At 30.0% G+C, this 17,952-nt stretch carries 17 protein-coding genes; 9 read left to right on the plus strand and 8 right to left on the minus strand.

The window, feature by feature from the left end:
- Positions 1-8 precede the first annotated feature (8 nt).
- Positions 9-740, minus strand: a complete 732-nt coding sequence (chbG, locus tag LQ608_RS10635; protein ID WP_239751824.1) for a chitin disaccharide deacetylase — start codon at positions 738-740, stop codon at positions 9-11.
- Positions 737-2,080 (minus strand): family 4 glycosyl hydrolase, encoded by a 1,344-nt coding sequence (locus tag LQ608_RS10640; protein WP_239751825.1) that lies wholly within the window; start codon positions 2,078-2,080, stop codon positions 737-739. The genes chbG and LQ608_RS10640 overlap by 4 nt, the downstream gene beginning before the upstream one ends.
- A 133-nt stretch (positions 2,081-2,213) precedes the next feature.
- Here LQ608_RS10640 and LQ608_RS10645 point away from each other — a divergent pair, with 133 nt between their 5' ends.
- From LQ608_RS10645 to LQ608_RS10655, 3 genes are all read left to right on the plus strand, one after another.
- On the plus strand, positions 2,214-2,927 hold the full coding sequence (locus tag LQ608_RS10645) for a GntR family transcriptional regulator (protein ID WP_239751826.1): 714 nt from the start codon (positions 2,214-2,216) through the stop codon (positions 2,925-2,927).
- 16 nt (positions 2,928-2,943) lie between these two features.
- Complete coding sequence (locus LQ608_RS10650) at positions 2,944-3,429, plus strand: GNAT family N-acetyltransferase (RefSeq protein ID WP_239751827.1); 486 nt, start codon at positions 2,944-2,946, stop codon at positions 3,427-3,429.
- Positions 3,430-3,659: 230 nt separating this feature from the next.
- Positions 3,660-4,598: a mechanosensitive ion channel gene (locus LQ608_RS10655; RefSeq protein ID WP_078357886.1), complete on the plus strand. Its 939-nt coding sequence runs from the start codon at positions 3,660-3,662 to the stop codon at positions 4,596-4,598.
- 232 nt (positions 4,599-4,830) lie between these two features.
- On the opposite strand, the gene LQ608_RS10660 is transcribed toward LQ608_RS10655, so the two are convergent.
- Positions 4,831-6,192 carry a CitMHS family transporter gene (locus LQ608_RS10660; RefSeq protein WP_239751828.1) on the minus strand — a complete coding sequence of 454 codons (1,362 nt, stop codon included), beginning with the start codon at positions 6,190-6,192 and terminating at the stop codon, positions 4,831-4,833.
- 147 nt (positions 6,193-6,339) lie between these two features.
- Positions 6,340-7,302, minus strand: a complete 963-nt coding sequence (bioB, locus tag LQ608_RS10665; protein WP_239751830.1) for a biotin synthase BioB — start codon at positions 7,300-7,302, stop codon at positions 6,340-6,342.
- Positions 7,303-7,453: 151 nt separating this feature from the next.
- Between bioB and LQ608_RS10670 the strand changes: the two genes are divergently transcribed.
- Positions 7,454-7,834 (plus strand): hypothetical protein, encoded by a 381-nt coding sequence (locus LQ608_RS10670; protein WP_239751831.1) that lies wholly within the window; start codon positions 7,454-7,456, stop codon positions 7,832-7,834.
- Positions 7,835-7,942: 108 nt separating this feature from the next.
- Here LQ608_RS10670 and add read toward each other — a convergent pair whose 3' ends face one another.
- The gene (gene add, locus LQ608_RS10675; RefSeq protein WP_239751832.1) at positions 7,943-8,920 is read right to left on the minus strand and encodes an adenosine deaminase; all 978 of its coding nucleotides are present in this window, start codon (positions 8,918-8,920) and stop codon (positions 7,943-7,945) included.
- 250 nt (positions 8,921-9,170) lie between these two features.
- On the opposite strand from add, the gene LQ608_RS10680 reads away from it, so the two are divergent.
- Together LQ608_RS10680 and yidC are read left to right on the plus strand one after the other, a co-directional pair.
- Positions 9,171-10,520, plus strand: coding sequence for an amino acid permease (locus LQ608_RS10680; RefSeq protein WP_239751833.1), 1,350 nt, complete (start codon positions 9,171-9,173; stop codon positions 10,518-10,520).
- A 525-nt stretch (positions 10,521-11,045) separates the two neighbouring features.
- Positions 11,046-11,810 (plus strand): membrane protein insertase YidC, encoded by a 765-nt coding sequence (gene yidC / locus LQ608_RS10685; RefSeq protein ID WP_239751834.1) that lies wholly within the window; start codon positions 11,046-11,048, stop codon positions 11,808-11,810.
- A 46-nt stretch (positions 11,811-11,856) separates the two neighbouring features.
- Here yidC and LQ608_RS10690 read toward each other — a convergent pair whose 3' ends face one another.
- Both LQ608_RS10690 and LQ608_RS10695 read right to left on the minus strand, forming a co-directional pair.
- Complete coding sequence (locus LQ608_RS10690; RefSeq protein WP_239751836.1) at positions 11,857-13,326, minus strand: HAMP domain-containing sensor histidine kinase; 1,470 nt, start codon at positions 13,324-13,326, stop codon at positions 11,857-11,859.
- Positions 13,327-13,330: 4 nt separating this feature from the next.
- Complete coding sequence (locus tag LQ608_RS10695) at positions 13,331-13,990, minus strand: response regulator transcription factor (RefSeq protein WP_239751837.1); 660 nt, start codon at positions 13,988-13,990, stop codon at positions 13,331-13,333.
- A 141-nt stretch (positions 13,991-14,131) separates the two neighbouring features.
- On the opposite strand from LQ608_RS10695, the gene LQ608_RS10700 reads away from it, so the two are divergent.
- Both LQ608_RS10700 and LQ608_RS10705 read left to right on the plus strand, forming a co-directional pair.
- The gene (locus LQ608_RS10700) at positions 14,132-15,307 is read left to right on the plus strand and encodes a DUF418 domain-containing protein (protein WP_239751838.1); all 1,176 of its coding nucleotides are present in this window, start codon (positions 14,132-14,134) and stop codon (positions 15,305-15,307) included.
- A 7-nt stretch (positions 15,308-15,314) separates the two neighbouring features.
- Entirely contained in the window at positions 15,315-15,527 is a 213-nt protein-coding gene (locus LQ608_RS10705; RefSeq protein ID WP_239751839.1) for a hypothetical protein, read from the plus strand.
- Positions 15,528-15,597: 70 nt separating this feature from the next.
- Here LQ608_RS10705 and LQ608_RS10710 read toward each other — a convergent pair whose 3' ends face one another.
- A complete protein-coding gene (locus LQ608_RS10710; protein ID WP_239734554.1) occupies positions 15,598-16,044 on the minus strand; it encodes a MarR family winged helix-turn-helix transcriptional regulator in 447 nt (148 codons plus the stop codon).
- 214 nt (positions 16,045-16,258) lie between these two features.
- On the opposite strand from LQ608_RS10710, the gene LQ608_RS10715 reads away from it, so the two are divergent.
- On the plus strand, positions 16,259-17,902 hold the full coding sequence (locus tag LQ608_RS10715) for an alpha-keto acid decarboxylase family protein (RefSeq protein WP_239751841.1): 1,644 nt from the start codon (positions 16,259-16,261) through the stop codon (positions 17,900-17,902).
- The last annotated feature ends 50 nt before the right edge of the window (positions 17,903-17,952 follow it).

Below are 17,952 nucleotides of genomic sequence, written 5' to 3' on the forward strand. Positions count from 1 at the left end.
CTTTGACATTACAATTCCGAATAATTGATTAAAGATATTCCGTTTTGTTCATTAAATGTATTTTTCGCATGATCACTAGTTAAAATGTCTAATTCTTCAATTCTTGGCATAACAAAAGATGAATGATCTCTTAAGAATTTATCTATATAAGCTGGATGACACATTATTTCGATTGATTCATATTCTATATATTTATCGTTAATTACTTCTATTGAATTTAAAATAGTTTCAGGGTGATATTCAAAGTAATCTACCATTTTATATTGTGGAAAAATTTTTTTATCGCCTAAATTATTTCTAATAGGTAAATGATATTCAGATGCTAATTTTAAAAATATAGGCTTTATTAGTTCTAAGTTATTAACATGATGATGACTATCTAAATGAGTAGGTGTTAAACCAGTTGATAGAAATTTTTCGATTTGTGCTTTCCATTCCTCATATAGCTCATCTACATCTATATAATATTTTTGTTCGTAATGAGATAAATCTCTAAAATCTCCATTACTGTCTACTAAACTATATAAATTGTTAATTAATGGTCTTCCACAAGTTAACGATAAGTGAATCCCAACGCCCAGTTCAGGAGTGTTATTAGCTAAATTGATAGCATGTTCAAATCCAGGCATATTAGTTAAACATGTAGTGGAGGTGAGTATTCCATTTTTGTGTGCATCAATAATTCCATAATTCACACCATTTGAATATCCAAAATCATCCGCGTTTATGATAATTTTCATATATTTCCCTCCTTTTTATTTAAATTTGGCCAGTAATCTTTATTTGCTTCAAATAAATCAGTTAAGACATCTTTAGCTTTGTTTGTATCAATGACTGTTCTATTTAATACGAGTGCCTGTATTAATTTGTCATAATCATTTTCAAAGTATGCTTCGACAACTAACTTTTCATAAGCATATTGATTTTCTAATAACCCTTTATAGAATGTAGATATTTCACCAACATGAAGAGGTTCTGCACCATTGTTTCCGAGTAGAGCAGGAACTTCAACAAGTGCGTCACTCGGTAGGTTAGGTATAATTCCATCATTTCTTGTGATTATAATAAATCTTTTATTTAAATGATAAACAAGTGATGCGGCGATGCGGATCATATATATACCGTGAATATCTCCTGAAATATCTATGTTGTGTGTATTATTTTGATTAATGATAGTGTCACAATCATTAAATACTTCCTTTTCACGCCCGTTTATAACTTGTCTAGCACGTGTGTTTTCTATAGATTCTTTCTGAGATAGTTGGTTAGGATAAAGGTAATACTGTAGATATGTGTTAGGTAAATATTCATTAAAATCCATTACCATTTGTTTAGCTTGTTTAAAAGTTGATTGCCATGATGGATCATTATCAATTAGTTTATCTGTTGGTTTAAAGTCATTATTTTGAATTAGTTGTTTGAGTTCTGATGTATAATCATGACCATCTTTATTTCGTATTTTTGTAAACCATCCAAAATGATTTAATCCGAAGTAATCAGCTTCTAAATTCCAAACATCTTCATTTAATATGTCTGCATAACTTTTCATTATTGCGATAGGCATATCACATATATTCAATAATCGATCATCATTAGGAAAAACTTTATCTAGCGCTAAACCAACTATTGCAGCAGGATTTGTATAATTCAAAATCCATGCATCTTTATTTATTGAACGAATATCTTCAACAAGTTGTATCATATCTGATATAGAACGTAACCCGTAAGACATACCTCCAGCACCACAAGTTTCTTGTCCAACCAATCCATGTTGTATAGGTATTTGTTCATCTAATTCTCTCATTAACAAACCGCCCGTTCTAATTTGGACGAAAATAATATCAACATCTTTAAAAGCTAATGTTTTATTAGTTGTATATTCAAACTTTTCTAATGAAGGATAATGTTCTTTTAATAAGATTGAAGCAGCTTGTCCAATCTTTTCTTGTCGTGAACTATCAGTATCGTATAGCGTAATATGACTCAGTGGTAAATTTTCGGATTCCTCGATTAAACTCATTAATATTCCTAGAGTATAAGTGCTTCCTCCACCTACAATTGTTAATTTACATTTTTTCATTAATTTGTAACCCCTTTCACGTGTATTATACAATATGTATTATTAAAATCAATACAAATATAATACATATTTTAAATATGTATGTTTTTGATGGTCAAAGTGTTAAAATGAAATACGAAGGTGAGGGGTTTTTATGGATGATAAAAAAATGCCTTTATATCAAGAAATTATGAAAAATCTACAAGATTATATTAAAAAACAAGGACTTGAATATGGAGATGTTATACCAACTGAAAAGGCTTTGTCTGAGAAATATCAAGTGAGTAGGGTAACTGTGCGAAAGGCTATTTCTAAATTAATAGATAAAGAAATATTGTTTAGCATTAAAGGCAGTGGAACGTATGTAGCATTTCCAAAATTTGAACATAACTTATTTAAATTACAAGGTTTTACTGAAGAAATGCAACCATATCATGATGCTATCAAAAATGAAGTAACAGAATTTAGTCTAATGAAGCCTAGTGAGCTAATACAAGAAATGCTCAATCTTAACAATGATGAAAAAGTTTATAATATTAAAAGGATTAGGAATTTAAATGGGGAAGCTTTAATTATAGAGAATGCATATATCCCGTTTAAATTATTTCCAGATCTTTCAATTGAAGCAATGACAAAATCGAAATATGGGTATTTAAAAGAAAAAGGTTATGCTATACAAAAAAGAGTAGAAGAGTTCATTCCTAAATTACCGGATAAGGATACAATGGAAACTTTCAATATCGATTCCAATACGCCGTTATTAGAATTGAAAGCATACTCAATATTAAATAATGATGAAATATTTGAATACTCCGAAGTATTGTATCATCCTAAAAAATACAAATTTAAATTAGAACTATCAAGATAAAAAGGAGTGGCATTATATGATTATACGTAATAAAAAAGAATCCGATATAGAGTCATTAGCTAAAGTTCATTATGAATCTTGGATAACTACATATAAGGGGATTGTTCCTGACAGTTATTTAGATAGTTTGTCCTTAGAGTCTTATATTGAAAAACATCATATGTTTAATGCACCATGTATTGTGGCGGAAGTCGATGGTAAAGTTGTTGGATTTCTAATGTATAGTAAAGATAAAGATGAAGACACGAGTGACAAATGTGGTGAAATTATGGTTATATACTTATTACAAGAATATCAGCATAATGGTATTGGGACGCTTTTAATGAATGAAGCGGAAAAAAGAATGAAATCTGAATTTGATCAATTAAGCCTTTGGGTACTTGAAGATAATATTCCGACTGTTAAATTCTATGAGAAAATGGGATTTGAAAAAGACGGTAAGTATGAGCTTGAAGAACTAGGAAATGTTTTACGTGAAACGCGAATGATAAAGAATATATAGTGGGAAATAAATGAAAATTTGAAGCTGAGACAATTAATTTGTTCTCAGCTTCTTGTTTTATCTATATTCACACAAGTGGAGAAAAGTGTAGCTACGAAGCATATTAATTTTTATTCCAACTTTAATTTGAATCTAAAATTAATATTTTCAGAATAATGTTGAAAATATTATTTAAAATATGATTATTATTATTATACTAGGGTAACATATCAAGAAAGGAGGAATTAAATATGAGTAAAATTACAGATTCGTTTTTAAGTGCTTTAGATAGCGTTATTGGTTTTATACCAAACTTGATTAGTGCAATTATATTATTAATTGTTGCATGGCTTATCGCAGTCATAGTTAAAACAGTTATTGTAAAAGGTTTAAGTGCACTTGGTGTAGAAAAATGGCTAGAGAAAAAGGGGTTAACTGAATCAGGAAGTGGTAAATCAGAGTCTGAAGGATTAATTCAGACATTTGGTAAATTAGCTTACTTCATTATATTCTTGTTATTCTTACCATCAGTGTTTGATGCATTAAACATGACATCTGTATCAACACCTATTAAGAACATGATGGGTAGTGTATTAGACTTCTTACCTAGAATTATTGTTGCGATTGTAATATTAGTAATAGGTTTATTTATCGCAAAAGTATTAGGTACATTAGTTAAAAACTTACTAACTAATTTAAATGTTAGTAAATACAACCACTATGTAAACTTTGGTGAGAACAAAGAAAGTATTGATATTCCTTCAGCTGCAGGCTGGGTGATTTCAGCAATTATTGGATTATTCTTCGTTGTTGAATCATTGAATACAGTTAATTTAGAAGTATTAAATACAATTGGTGAAGCAATTATCGGTTACTTACCATTAGTAATTTCAGCAGCAATCATATTACTAATTGGTTTTGTTGGTGGTAACTTATTATCTAAATTAATTAAGAAATCAACAGGTAACACATTCGTTTCAGAAATTGTTAAGTATTTAGTAATCATCGTTTCAGTATTTATGACTTTAGATCAATTAAACTTTGCTCAAAGTATTGTTAATGTAGCATTCTTACTTATCTTAGGTGCAGTAGCAGTAGCATTTGCTATCTCATTCGGTATCGGTGGTAAGTCATTTGCAGAAAAAACATTATCAAAAATTGAACGTAAAGCTGAATCAAAAGATAAATAATTAGCGTACAAAGTTAATATGTATAATGATAAGAGGCTGAGACAATTAATTTGTCTCAGCCTCTATGTCTGGGTAGGACGATGAAAATAAAGTTTTTTGAAAAAATGAGATAAGTTGTAGATTAATCCAAGAGATCCTCTAAATTAACATTAACACCATACAATAAGAGAGCTTGGGACACAAATGTCTCAAGCTCTCTTATATTGTAATGTCTATTAACTAAGTGACAAATCTATATTGTAACGATACCCATTAGTATTGCTATAAATAGCAACAGTATTGAGAAACCCCAAACCCAGAAGAATGCGTATTTAATATATTTACCCATACTTATTTCAGCAAGTCCAACAGCTAACCATACGGCTGGTGCGAATGGACTTACGAATGTTCCAATTACGTTACCAATCATTAATGAGAATGCAGTTGATTGTGATGGAACTCCGAATTGACTTGCTGTTGATTCTACTATAGGTAAAATCGCAAAGTAATAAGCATCTGTACTTGTTAATAAGTCTAATGGTACACCTAGCACACCAATTATAATGTGTAAGTACGGTCCAACGACTGTTGGAAGTACAGCGATTAATGATAAGGCGATTGAATCTAGCATGCCTGTTTCATTTAATATTCCTAAGAATACACCTGCAGCTAATATTACTGCTGCCATCATCAGTGCGTTAGGTGCGTGTGCACGAATTCTTTCCATTTGTTCATCTACATCATGGAAGTTCAATGGTAATGCAATAGCCACACCAAGCATAAATGCAAATTCAGGTGGAACGATATCTAGTAACATCATAGTAACGATGATAACTGTAAGTATTAAGTTTAACCAAAGTATGTAAGTATGTTTAGTCGCTTCACCTTTAACTGAAGCATTTTCTTCTTGGTCTTTTTCATAGTTTGCAATAATTTTATCCATATCAACTTTTATGTTTTCTTCATCAGGAAATTCTTTTGAAATACGTTTTTTCTCACGTAATCCTAGATAAATTGAGAATAATATTGCTAGTACGATACCAATTAATTGTAGTGGAATGACTTGATACCATAAATCATTAATATTATCGACTTTTAATACGGAAGCAGTTCTTGCCATTGGTCCGCCCCAAGGTACCATATTAATAATAGCGGCACTTAATGCCAATAGAAGAACTAATAAATAAGGACTCATTTTTAAAGCTCTATATAATGGTAATAAAGCAGGAATAGCTAATAAAAATGTTGTAGCACCAGCACCATCTAATTGTGCACATGTACCAATAATTGTCGTTACGATGGCAACGATGATGATATTTCCTCGAGTTAGTTTGATCATACCTCTAACGAATGGTCTAAATAAACCACTGTCTGAGATAATACCAAAGTAAATAATAGCAAAAATAAACATGATTGCTACGTTGAATACTTGATCAATACCGGACTCTACGTATTTACGTATGTCTCCAAAACCATGGCCAATCACTAATGCTCCAATGACAGGTATTAAAATCATACCTACAACTGGACTAATCTTTTTCATAATTAACATTGCAACGATTGAAATAATAATAACTAATCCAACTATCGTCAGCAGTGTATTTGGTTCTTCCATATACATCCCCCTTGTAATATAGCGCTTACATATAACATAATTTAAAAAGTTTCCTAAATCACATTTAAGTGAAATAGAAAACTTAATACATATTATATCATTTGAGATAATAAAAGAATATAATAATTCTTAAATTTACAGAATATTTTAACAATCAATTTCGAATCCTAAATCTTGTATCATATCGTAGTCTAATTGATTAGGTTGACCACCGGTAATTAAGTAATCACCCACAAAAATAGAGTTTGCGACCATGAGAGATAAAGATTGAAGACTTCTTAAATTAACTTCACGACCACCAGCGATTCGAATTTCTTTAGTAGGGTTGATCAATCTGAACATACACAAAATTCTAATGCATTTCATAGGTGTTAAGTCATCCATACTTCCGAATTTCGTTCCTTTAATAGGATGTAAAAAATTCATAGGGATACTATCGGCGTCTAAGTCATTAAGTGTAAAAGCCATATCAATAATATCTTCATCAGATTCACCCATACCACAAATTACACCAGAACAAGGTGAAATGTTTTTGTCTTTCATTATATTTATCGTATTTACACGATCATCAAAACTATGTGTTGTTACGACTTCATCATGATAGTTAGCACTCGTATTAATATTATGGTTATAGCGATCCACACCACAATTTTTTAGAGATTCAGCTTGTTCTTCATTAGTTAAACCAAGACAAGCACAAATTTTTAACTGAGGATGGTTTCTTTTAATTTCTTCTACAGAACTTGTAATATGAGAGATTTCTTTATCACTAGGTCCACGACCACTCATCACAATGCAATATGTACCTATTTTATTGTCAGAAGCAACTTTAGCACCATCAACAATTTGGTTTTCTGGAATAAGCGCATAACGTTGAGACTTCTGTTTAACATCTCTTGATTGCCCACAATAACCACAGTCTTCAGGACAAATACCACTTTTAGCATTTAAAATCATATTTAACTTTATCTTCTTACCATAATAATGGTGACGCACTTTATAAGCCTCATTCACAAGTGTTAAAGTATCGATTTCAGGATCTTGATATATATTTAACGCCTCATTAAAAGTTAAGAACTGTCCATTTATTATATTTGTGCCTAAATTCATTATGTTGTCCCCCTTTATGATTATTAATAGAATACTAATAATTACCATTATTGTAAACCATATATTATATTAGGTTTACAATAGTGGTATAAATTACAAATAATGGTAAAAATGGTGTATAATACTATATATTGAAAGTAGGTAAGATACTATGAATAAATTGATGAAAAATCGCGAGTTGTTAGTTTTAATATTTGCGTTTTTAATTGTAGGACTTGGTATAGGTTTGAGTGCAATATTTACATTCGAGAGAGCACTATATTTTATCGTTCCTATATTTATAACGTTTGCTATATTTTTTAGTTGGCTAAGAGGGCAAGAGGAAGCAAAGAATCTTAAATATTTTATGATATTTAAGATAAGTGAATTGAGCATCATTTCATTGATTTCTTTAATATATTTAACTCGTAGTGAACAAGTTAAAAGTAAATATGTGATAGTTATTATCTTGATATGGTCCGTTATAGGACTTATATCAGATTATATTGAAAAAAGATATTTTCTCAAAAAGAAAAATACAGAGAACGAATAACCTCTCTATCATCACCACGTTTTACTTGAGTTAGTAGTCCATACTATGAAGTAGTTATTATGATAAAAAGCATTTGCCCTAGAGGTAAATGCTTTTTGTATATAGTCATTAATATTTAGTTTTCAAGTTTCCTTTTTCTGCATCTGTTATAAATGCGTGGTCTATGGCTTTAATATTTAGCTGTTTAATTTCATCTGTTGATATTAAATTGTGATTATACAATAGGGTATATTCATTATTTAAATTGGTGCTTGAAACGGTTCTATTATCTGTATTGATATTAAATGGAATGTTCTGTTCTATAAGTTTTCTTATGTTGAGTTCATCCAATGTCTGTATGGCTTTTGTTTGTAAGTTACTTGTAGGACAGATTTCTAGTAATACATTGTGATTTTTAATGTATTCTAGTGCGGTATTGTCACTCGTAGCAGCTACGCCATGACCGATTCTTCTAGCGCCGAGTTCAATTCCTTCTATTATATTATGTATACATCCGCATTCACCTGCATGCAATGTTAAATGATTTTCTGACTTTATAGTATGCTGAATGGCTTCTTGAATGGTATTAGTAGGGAATGCTTCTTCTGGGCCAGCGAAGTCATAACCGACAACATGACTATTGTCTTTATTTAGTTGATTAACTTCTGTAAAGAGGTCAATATTCGTTTTGTTTTCATGATGCCTCATTCCACATACAAGCATGTTCACTTTGATTGGATAAAGAGACTCTGCTTTTGTTGCGCCTATATTAACGGAGTCTAGTATTTCTTTAACGCTTAGTCCTTTATCTGTATGGAATAATGGAGCAAATCTGATTTCTATATATTTAATGTTATCGTTATGTGCTTGTTGAGCTACATCTATAACAGCTTTTTCAATACTATCTTTTGTTTGTAATACTTTTAAAATTGTATCAAAAGATTTTAAGTATTCATCAAGACTGTCACATGTTTGATCAACTTGAATATCTTCTATATTAATATGTATTTGTTGTTCTTGTGCTAATTGTTGGATAAGTTCTATGCTCACAGATCCATCTAGATGGCAGTGTAATTCAGTCTTGGGGATATTATTTATTGGAGTCATTGATAATTATCCTTTCTATTTTTATTTGTATTAATGTTTAATTGTAAACATAGTAGTATATTATAAACAAATTCAGATAAAACTGATAGTATTTAGAGAAATTGTGTAGATTTTGTGATTAAACTAATGAATTTATTTATTTATTGATTAAGAATTGTTGGAATGTAGATATTAAAAATGCTATATTAATAAAATATTTAAAAAAATGTTTATTGAAAATTCAATATATACATATTAAGAAGGCGCAAAAATGAATAATAACTTAAAAAGAGAATTAACATCAAGACAAATGCAGATGATTGCTATTGGAGGAACAATTGGCGTAGGTTTATTTATGGGTGCTTCTAGTACAATTAAATGGACAGGCCCTTCAGTTTTACTCGCATATGCAATTGCAGGTGTATTTGTATTCCTCATTATGAGAGCCTTAGGTGAAATGGTCTATGTTTACCCAGATACTGGTTCTTTTGCTAAATTTGCTAATGATTACATACATCCTTCATTTTCATTTGTAACAGCTGGAAGTAGTATATTCAACTGGATTATTGTTGGTATGAGTGAAGTAATTGCAGTTGGGTCATATTTTAAATTTTGGTGGCCAGACTTACCAGAATGGATACCTGGTTTAGCTGTAGTTGTTATTTTACTATCAGCAAACTTAGTTTCTGTTAAATGGTTTGGAGAATTTGAATTTTGGTTTGCAGCTATAAAAGTCGTCACTATTATTTTAATGATTATTGCAGGATTAGGATTGATACTATTCGGTATCGGCAATAACTTTAATCCAATTGGAATTAGTCATTTATGGGATCATGGTGGGTTCTTTACCGGTGGAATAAGTGGTTTCTTCTTTGCATTATCTATCGTATTCGGATCATACATAGGAATCGAGTTAATTGGTATTACTGCAGGCGAAACGAAAGATCCTCAGAAAAATATCGTTAAAGCAATTAATGGTGTTGTTTGGAGAATATTAATATTCTATATCGGTTCAATCTTTATTATCGTAACTGTATATCCTTGGGACGAAGTGAATCATATTGGTTCACCATTCGTTGCGACATTTGCAAAAGTAGGTATTACTGCTGCAGCAACTATTATTAATTTTGTCGTAATTACAGCAGCAATGTCAGGTTGTAACTCGGGTATATTTAGTACAAGTCGCATGCTTTATACGTTATCAAAACAAAAACAAATATCTCAAATATTTTATAAGACAAATAAAAATGGTGTCCCACATATCGCAGTTATAGCTGTTTCAATAGGTATTTTCTTAGGTATTATACTAAATATTGTCTTACCTTTAATATTAGGAAAAGATACTGACATATTCGTCTATGTATTCAGTGCAGGTGTCTTACCAGGCATGGTACCTTGGTTTGCAATATTAATTAGTCATATCAATTTTAGAAAAAGAGAACAAATCAAAGACCATCCCTTTAAAATGCCATTCGCACCAGTAAGTAATATTATAACGATTATCATGCTAATTGCCGTTGTCATTGGGATGTTATTTAATTCAGAAACAAGAATTTCCGTGATTATTGGTATAATATTTATCTTTAGTATTAGTTTATACGCATTTATCAAAAAACCTTAATAAAAATATAAATAGTGGCCGAGACAAACTAATTGTCTCGGCCTTATTTTTATATTGCAAAATTTAATGGAATCAATCTTTAAAAGGCTCTGGTAAGTCTTCGGGTTGTCTGAAGTCAGACAGAAAGGTGTCTGTATTTTAATAGAAAATAGCTACTGATTGTATATAATAACTACAACTTGTATAATGAAAATATAATATTCAATTTGAAAGGAGTGAGGTCTTAATGGAATGGCTCATAGGTTTATTAGGCGAGGATATTTTAATAAATTATGTTGCATTTAGCATATATTACTTTGTTCCATTATTATTGACACTCTTGTATGTTTACTTGCAAATGCAAGCAAGCATCAAGCTCCATAAAAATTGGATAGTAAGGTCTTCAACTGAAGTAGAGGATCAATACATTTTTGTATGGATTGTACCTATACTAAGGTGGAGAATACGTTGCTTATACATGACCGTAGATGAAGAAGACGCTTGTCCAATATATTAATTCATATTTAATATATTGGAGGAGAAATTTTGAAAAAATTATATACAGTATTAGCATTTTTAGCAATAACACTACTACTAGGTGGTTGTGCACCACAAGAAGGTGGCATGTTCCATTCAACATTTGTTGAACCATTCGTTTATCTTATTAAATACTTTGCTTCATTCTTTAACAATAGTTATGGCATAGGCATTATCATTGTTACTTTATGCGTAAGACTTATTGTAATGCCATTTATGTTGCGTTCTTTTAAAGGACAAAAGAAAATGCAATTTAAAATGAAACAGTTAAAGCCTGAAATTGAAGAAATTAATAAGAAAATGAAAGCTGCTAAAGATGATCAAGAACGTACACAATATAGCCAAGAAATGTTGGCTTTATATAAAGATAATGATGTTAATCCATTAAAAATGGGATGCTTACCAATGCTTATTCAAACCCCAATTCTAATGGCATTGTATTTTGCAATATCACGTAATGAAGCATTCGCAAGTCATAGTTTTGCATGGTTTAATCTAGGTACACCAGACATATTTATGGCACTTATAGCAGGGGTATTATATTTATTACAAGCATATTTTTCTACAAAATATTTACCAGAAGAATCAAACGGACAAATGAAATATATCATGTATTTAAGTCCAATAATGATAATGATCATAAGTATGAACATGCCCGCAGCGTTACCACTGTATTGGAGTGCTAGTGCGATCGTACTTATCATTCAACAATATATTTCTAACAAATACTTTAATTATCATGAAGAAGAACTTAATACAGAAGTAAGTCATTAAATTAAAAAGACGCTCAGTCAATGAGCGTCTTTTTCTTTCGTGATTTTTACTCTTTATCCAAGATTATTCTAAAATGTACACCTTTTTTTGTAGGCATTATTTTGAATGCTCCATTATGGAATGTTATGCAATCCATTATTATGGTACAGCCTATACCGTGTCCTTCTTTGTTATCTTTAGTTGTATAGTTTGAATATAGCATATTTTTTTCTGTTGATTTGCTTATTCCTTTACCATCATCTTTGTAATCTATTATTAACCCGTTTGATTGATTGTAAATCGTAATTTGAATGTTAGGATTTTGTTTGTTGTGATCAATGCTGTTGTCTATTAGGTTCATCATCATGCGTTCGAAGTATAGTTTATTCCCATAAAATTCTTTTTCTTGTAAATGATTTGTTACTTTAAGTTTTTCGTATTGTATGGACATAATGAGTTGCTCTAATGTTTCTGATACGTTGAATGATTCTTTATGAATAGACATTTGATCTGTTTCTTCTTTAAAGTTCTTATTTAAACTGTCTATAAGCTTGGTCATATATGCTGCCTTATCAGAGATTAATATGGCATATTTTTTTATATCTATTGTTTCAGTTGATAGTAACCTTGAGTACCCATAAATTGATGTTAATGGAGACTTTAAATCGTGCGATATTTGATTTAGCCATTTTTCTCTATAATAGCTTATTTGATTTTGGTAAATTTTATCTTTTGTTAGTTGTAAATTAAGGGTTTCAACTGAATCATTGAGTTCTTTAAAAAGCTTTTTACTTCTTTTGTTATAGTGTTTAGAACTAGGTTTAAATAATTTTCCTTTAGATAGATTTTCTATCCAATCAGTGTAAAAGAATAATGGTTTAGATAATCGTTTTGAGATAATAAATGCAAAAATAATGACTAAAATAAGATTAAATAATAGTAGTGAAAGATATGATATAGCTAAAAATAAAAAGTTTTTATTCTCTATTTCAGTAAATTCATTAGTAAGTACGAATTCTCTGTAATCTGGATTATCTATGAAAGATAATTGGTTATTCTTCTCTATATATTGATATTTATTGTAATTATTCATGTACATACTATTAATAAGTTTCTCTATATCAATATTTTCAGTGTTATTTAAGTGATGTGTATAATTTTTAGGATATATAATTGCTGCATTTAAATTTCTTTTTTTAAAAGGAATTGTTTTAGTGTTATAAAGATTATCTATAAGTTTGTTTTTTATATTTTTATGTTGTTTAGGGTATAAAACATTTGCTTGATCATCAATAACATATAATTGAGCGTTTTCTTTTTTTAACTTTTCTTTTAAATCGTCACTCAAGATATATTCATTTTTTTCTTTAGAAATGGAGGATTCCATATAAAAATCATCAACTTCACTTAAACTCGTATAAGATATTTTAATAGCATTTATGAAAAACAAACCAATGCCAACGCTTGTTAATATTAAAGTGATAGACAAGAAAATGAATATATATTTCATAAACTTCCATGTAAAACGTTTGTTCATATTCTCAACCTCGATAAATGTAGCCTTTTCCTCGAACTGTCTGAATGAGTTGAGGGTTGTTGGCATCATCTTCTATTTTCTTTCGTAAAGTCCTAATGTGAACCATCAATGTATTATCATCTACGCTTATTGAATATCCCCAAACACGTTCGTAGATTTGACTTTTAGTTAATACTTGATTCTTATTTTTTATAAAATAAGTTAGTAAATCATACTCTCTTGATGTTAAATTCACTTTGTCATTATTTATAATGACGTCAGTCGTATCCAAGTTTACTTTTAGATTTTTATTACTATATATATTGTTGTTCTTAATATGTACACCGACTCTATAGGCAAGTTCTATAGGATCAAATGGCTTTTTTATGTAATCTACAGCGCCGTTTTCAAAACCTTTATATACATCTAAATCTGTATCTTTAGCAGTTACAACGATTAGCTTTGTATCTTTGTTTTTAATATATTTAACAAGTTCATAGCCGTTCTCTGAGTTCAAATTTAAATCAAGAAGTACAATGTCAAAATAATTATTTTTCAGTAAAAGCTCAGCTTCTGATTTATTATTTGCTAAATATATGTCGCCTAATTGTTTGTTTGATAGAGAAATTTTAATTAATGTTTGTATATCAAAATCATCTTCTATTATTAATATTTTTGCTGCCACTTTTAACACCTCGTTAAAGATAATTGTATATCCTCAGTCTGTCGATATCTACCTTAGTAAGCAAATTTAAGATAGATTTAAGGTACACATAAGCTCAAATTTATTTTGGGTTGATATGATGATAAGTGAGGTGAAACAAAGATGAAAAGAATAGAAGTTGCGGATGCATTAAGAGGATTTAGTTTATTTGGAATATTTATGGCTAATTTGTTAATATTTCAATTTGGATTAACAGGTCAATTATACATAGAACATTTTCATTTAAGTGGTGTGAACCAAGCTGTCTATCATTTTATTAAAATTATTTTTGAAGGTAGTTTTATGCCAATTTTTGCGATTTTATTTGGCTTTTCCTTAGATAAGCTTTATCAATCTATGAAAACAAAACAAATTAAAAGGCCAAGATTGAAACTGTTTAGAAGGTCATTGTTTTTAATGATATTTGGTAGTTTGCATGCTTATTTCATATGGGAAGGTGACATATTATTCGGTTACGGATTAACAATGTTATTAGTTATACCATTTATATCTTTAGGAAACAGATTTTTTAAGTGGATTACAATTTTAGGGTTTGTATTCACAATAGGTATGTCTGCTATTCCATTATTTGATGGTTCAGAACCATTTTTAAATGAAGATGATAAAGCCAGTTACGTACATGAAGTTAAGACATTGTTTAGTGAAGGCAGTTACTGGGACATCCGTAATGCAGACGAACAAATTAAAGATCCTATGTTATTAGAATTTAAAAATGAATTAGGAGATGCAATGGGATGGATGTTCTTAATGATTATGATAGTAGAAGTTCCATTTTTCACATTGGGTATTTGTTTGTCGAGATACAAATGGTTTGAGAAAAATGTGAAAAAATCTCGATTTTCTAAAATGTTTATTTATCTCATTCCGATTTCAATAATAGGAAAATCTTCATACTTATGGTTATCAAATGAAAATATTTCTGCAAGTTTATTAAGTATATTTGGAATCCTGTTAGCAATTGGGCTAATATGTTTATTTAAATATTTTTACCAGACATATCAGGAAAATATGATATTCAGAGGATTTGAGAATCTTGGAAGAATGTCATTATCGATGTACATTATGCAAAGTGTTTTCGGAACGCTTGTGCTATATAGCTATGGATTAGGTTTGTTTGGAAAAGATGTGCTCATATTAACATGTCTAACTTTTGTTGTATTTTACATACTTCAAATGATCTTAGCATCATGGTATCAAAGGTATCTTAGATATGGACCTTTAGAATATATATTAAGAATGTTTACACATTGGAAAATTAACGTAGGTAAAAGGAGATGAAATCACGATGATAGAAATGGCTAAAAAAATAATACGTATTTTAATATTTTTATTATCAGGGCTATTATTAACAAGATTCGTTATTCAACAACTTAACCAATTTACAGATATGCATTTAAGTTGGTTTTATTTAGACCAAATGCCATATAGTTTCGTTGTCGTTATTTCATTATTTTTCATATGCTTAGTTATAAATAGTACTTTTAGTAAAGAAGAGTAGGTGAATAATTATATAAAAAAAGACTGCCAACTTGGTCACTGACTTAGTTGGCAGTCTTTTTAATACTTTTTTATTCAGCTGGTTTTATTGATTTAACATTTTTAAAGCCGCTTTTCTTACTTGCTAAGTGTTCCATAATATCGTGCCAGTCTGTACCTGCTTCTTCAAATGTTTGTTGTAATAGTTCGTTTTGTGCTTTGTTTAAAGTATGAACGAGTTCACTGCCTTCTTTAGTTGGATACAGTTGTTTTACTCTTCTATCGTTATCTGAATCTACATATCTGATTAAACCTTTTTCTTTTAGTTTCTTGAGTGATGCGTGTGATGCTTGTTTTGAAATTTCTAATGTATCTAATAAATCTTTCATAGTGATGCCGGGCATTTGATCTATAAAGAATAAGAATCTATGGTGCTGTCTGCTCATGCCGTGATTTTTTATAATATCATCAGCTGTATTTATAAATGTTTTGTATGCGAAGTAAAAAAGCATATGGTCATAATTATTTTTATTATCCATTGTGTCGACTCCTTTTCATCTATTATAAAGGATAGGATTAAAAAATTCATTTTTAGGTCAATGAAGTTGACTTAATTTATAAGTAAGCATATAATAATAATTGTTAAGGATATTATTAAACATTTGATAATGAATTTAGGTGTTATTTTTTTACGCTAATAGGTCAAGTTTATTGACCTAAATAACTGCTATATATAGAAAAGGGGACAAGGTTATGAAAAAACGTGTTGGGGAATATTTAATGGATGCATTAAGCACTGTTGGTGTTGAAAAGGTATTTGGGGTACCTGGAGATTTTAATTTAGCATTTTTAGATGACATTGTTAGCAGAGATGATATGGAGTGGGTTGGTAATACTAACGAGTTAAATGCAAGTTATGCCGCTGACGGATATGCAAGAATGAATGGTATAAGTGCAATGGTTACGACATTTGGTGTTGGAGAATTAAGTGCAGTAAATGGGATTGCTGGATCTTATGCAGAACGCGTACCGGTTGTGGCTATTACTGGTGCACCAACGACAGTTGTTGAAGAAGCAGGAAAATATGTTCACCACTCATTAGGAGAAGGTAAGTTTGATAACTACCGAAAAATGTTCAAAGAAATTACTACTGCTCAAGGTTATATTACTGTTGAAAATGCTCAAACTGAAATACCAAGATTAATTAATGCAGCAATTGCTGAAAAAAGACCAGTTCATCTTCATTTACCAATTGATGTTGCACAGTCTGAAATAGATGTAGTAGAAGCATTTAAACCAGCTGAAGCAGTGAAACAAGATGTATCTAAATATATAGAAATGATCGAACAAAAATTAAAAACAGCTAAACAACCTGTCATCATTACAGGACACGAAATTAATAGCTTTAAATTACACGATAAATTAGAACAATTTGTACAACAATCTGAAATACCAGTAGCTCAATTATCTTTAGGTAAAGGTGCTTTTAATGAAGAAAGTCCATATTATATGGGTATTTATGATGGGAGTATTGCTGAAGAAAACATTAGAAATTATGTAGATAACAGTGATGCGATCTTAAATATAGGTGCTAAATTAACAGACTCAGCGACAGCTGGATATTCATATGGTTTTGATATTGATGATGTTGTTATGATTAATCATCAAGACTTCAAATTGAATGATACTGTAGCATCAGAATTTACATTATCTAATCTTGTAAATGGCTTACTTAATATTGAATATAAGAACGATGCGAATTTCCCGGAAAATATTCGTGAGGAAAAAGGTCAATATACACCTAATAATGAACCATTAACACAAGAAACATATTTTAAAATGATGCAAGACTTTATCGGTCTAGACGACATCATATTAGCAGAACAAGGAACTTCATTCTTCGGTGCGTACGATTTGAATCTATATAAAGATAATACATTTATTGGACAACCATTATGGGGTTCAATCGGGTTTACATTACCAGCAACAATTGGAACGCAAATGTCTAATTTATATAGAAGAAACATCTTATTAATTGGAGATGGTTCATTACAACTAACTGCACAAGACATTTCAACTATGATTAGAGAAGATCTTAAACCTGTTATTTTTGTAATTAATAACGACGGATATACAGTAGAACGTAAAATCCACGGCGAACACCAACCATATAATGATATTCAAATGTGGGATTACAAGTTATTGCCAGTAGTGTTTGGTGGTAAAGATAAAGTAGCAATACATGACGTAGAAACATCTGCAGACTTGGAAAATGTATTTTTACAAATTAACAATGAACCAAATCAAATGCATTTCATCGAAGTAAAAATGACTGCTTCAGACGCACCAGAAAAACTAGACGCAATCGGAAAAGCATTCTCAAAACAAAATAGTTAATACAAATCCCCCTAAACCATGGAATGTGGATTAGGGGGTTGTTTTTATGT

Origin of the sequence: Mammaliicoccus sp. H-M34, from assembly GCF_022386495.1 — a bacterium.
Taxonomy (GTDB): Bacteria; Bacillota; Bacilli; order Staphylococcales; family Staphylococcaceae; genus Mammaliicoccus; species Mammaliicoccus fleurettii.

What these genes read in the sequence shown, in the direction of transcription:
- chbG (WP_239751824.1), bottom strand. Translation starts at nt 740, where the DNA reads ATGAAAATTATCATAAACGCGGATGATTTTGGATATTCAAATGGTGTG.
- LQ608_RS10640 (WP_239751825.1), bottom strand. Translation starts at nt 2,080, where the DNA reads ATGAAAAAATGTAAATTAACAATTGTAGGTGGAGGAAGCACTTATACT.
- LQ608_RS10645 (WP_239751826.1), top strand. Translation starts at nt 2,214, where the DNA reads ATGGATGATAAAAAAATGCCTTTATATCAAGAAATTATGAAAAATCTA.
- LQ608_RS10650 (WP_239751827.1), top strand. Translation starts at nt 2,944, where the DNA reads ATGATTATACGTAATAAAAAAGAATCCGATATAGAGTCATTAGCTAAA.
- LQ608_RS10655 (WP_078357886.1), top strand. Translation starts at nt 3,660, where the DNA reads ATGAGTAAAATTACAGATTCGTTTTTAAGTGCTTTAGATAGCGTTATT.
- LQ608_RS10660 (WP_239751828.1), bottom strand. Translation starts at nt 6,192, where the DNA reads ATGGAAGAACCAAATACACTGCTGACGATAGTTGGATTAGTTATTATT.
- bioB (WP_239751830.1), bottom strand. Translation starts at nt 7,302, where the DNA reads ATGAATTTAGGCACAAATATAATAAATGGACAGTTCTTAACTTTTAAT.
- LQ608_RS10670 (WP_239751831.1), top strand. Translation starts at nt 7,454, where the DNA reads ATGAATAAATTGATGAAAAATCGCGAGTTGTTAGTTTTAATATTTGCG.
- add (WP_239751832.1), bottom strand. Translation starts at nt 8,920, where the DNA reads ATGACTCCAATAAATAATATCCCCAAGACTGAATTACACTGCCATCTA.
- LQ608_RS10680 (WP_239751833.1), top strand. Translation starts at nt 9,171, where the DNA reads ATGAATAATAACTTAAAAAGAGAATTAACATCAAGACAAATGCAGATG.
- LQ608_RS10690 (WP_239751836.1), bottom strand. Translation starts at nt 13,326, where the DNA reads ATGAACAAACGTTTTACATGGAAGTTTATGAAATATATATTCATTTTC.
- LQ608_RS10700 (WP_239751838.1), top strand. Translation starts at nt 14,132, where the DNA reads ATGAAAAGAATAGAAGTTGCGGATGCATTAAGAGGATTTAGTTTATTT.
- LQ608_RS10705 (WP_239751839.1), top strand. Translation starts at nt 15,315, where the DNA reads ATGATAGAAATGGCTAAAAAAATAATACGTATTTTAATATTTTTATTA.
- LQ608_RS10710 (WP_239734554.1), bottom strand. Translation starts at nt 16,044, where the DNA reads ATGGATAATAAAAATAATTATGACCATATGCTTTTTTACTTCGCATAC.
- LQ608_RS10715 (WP_239751841.1), top strand. Translation starts at nt 16,259, where the DNA reads ATGAAAAAACGTGTTGGGGAATATTTAATGGATGCATTAAGCACTGTT.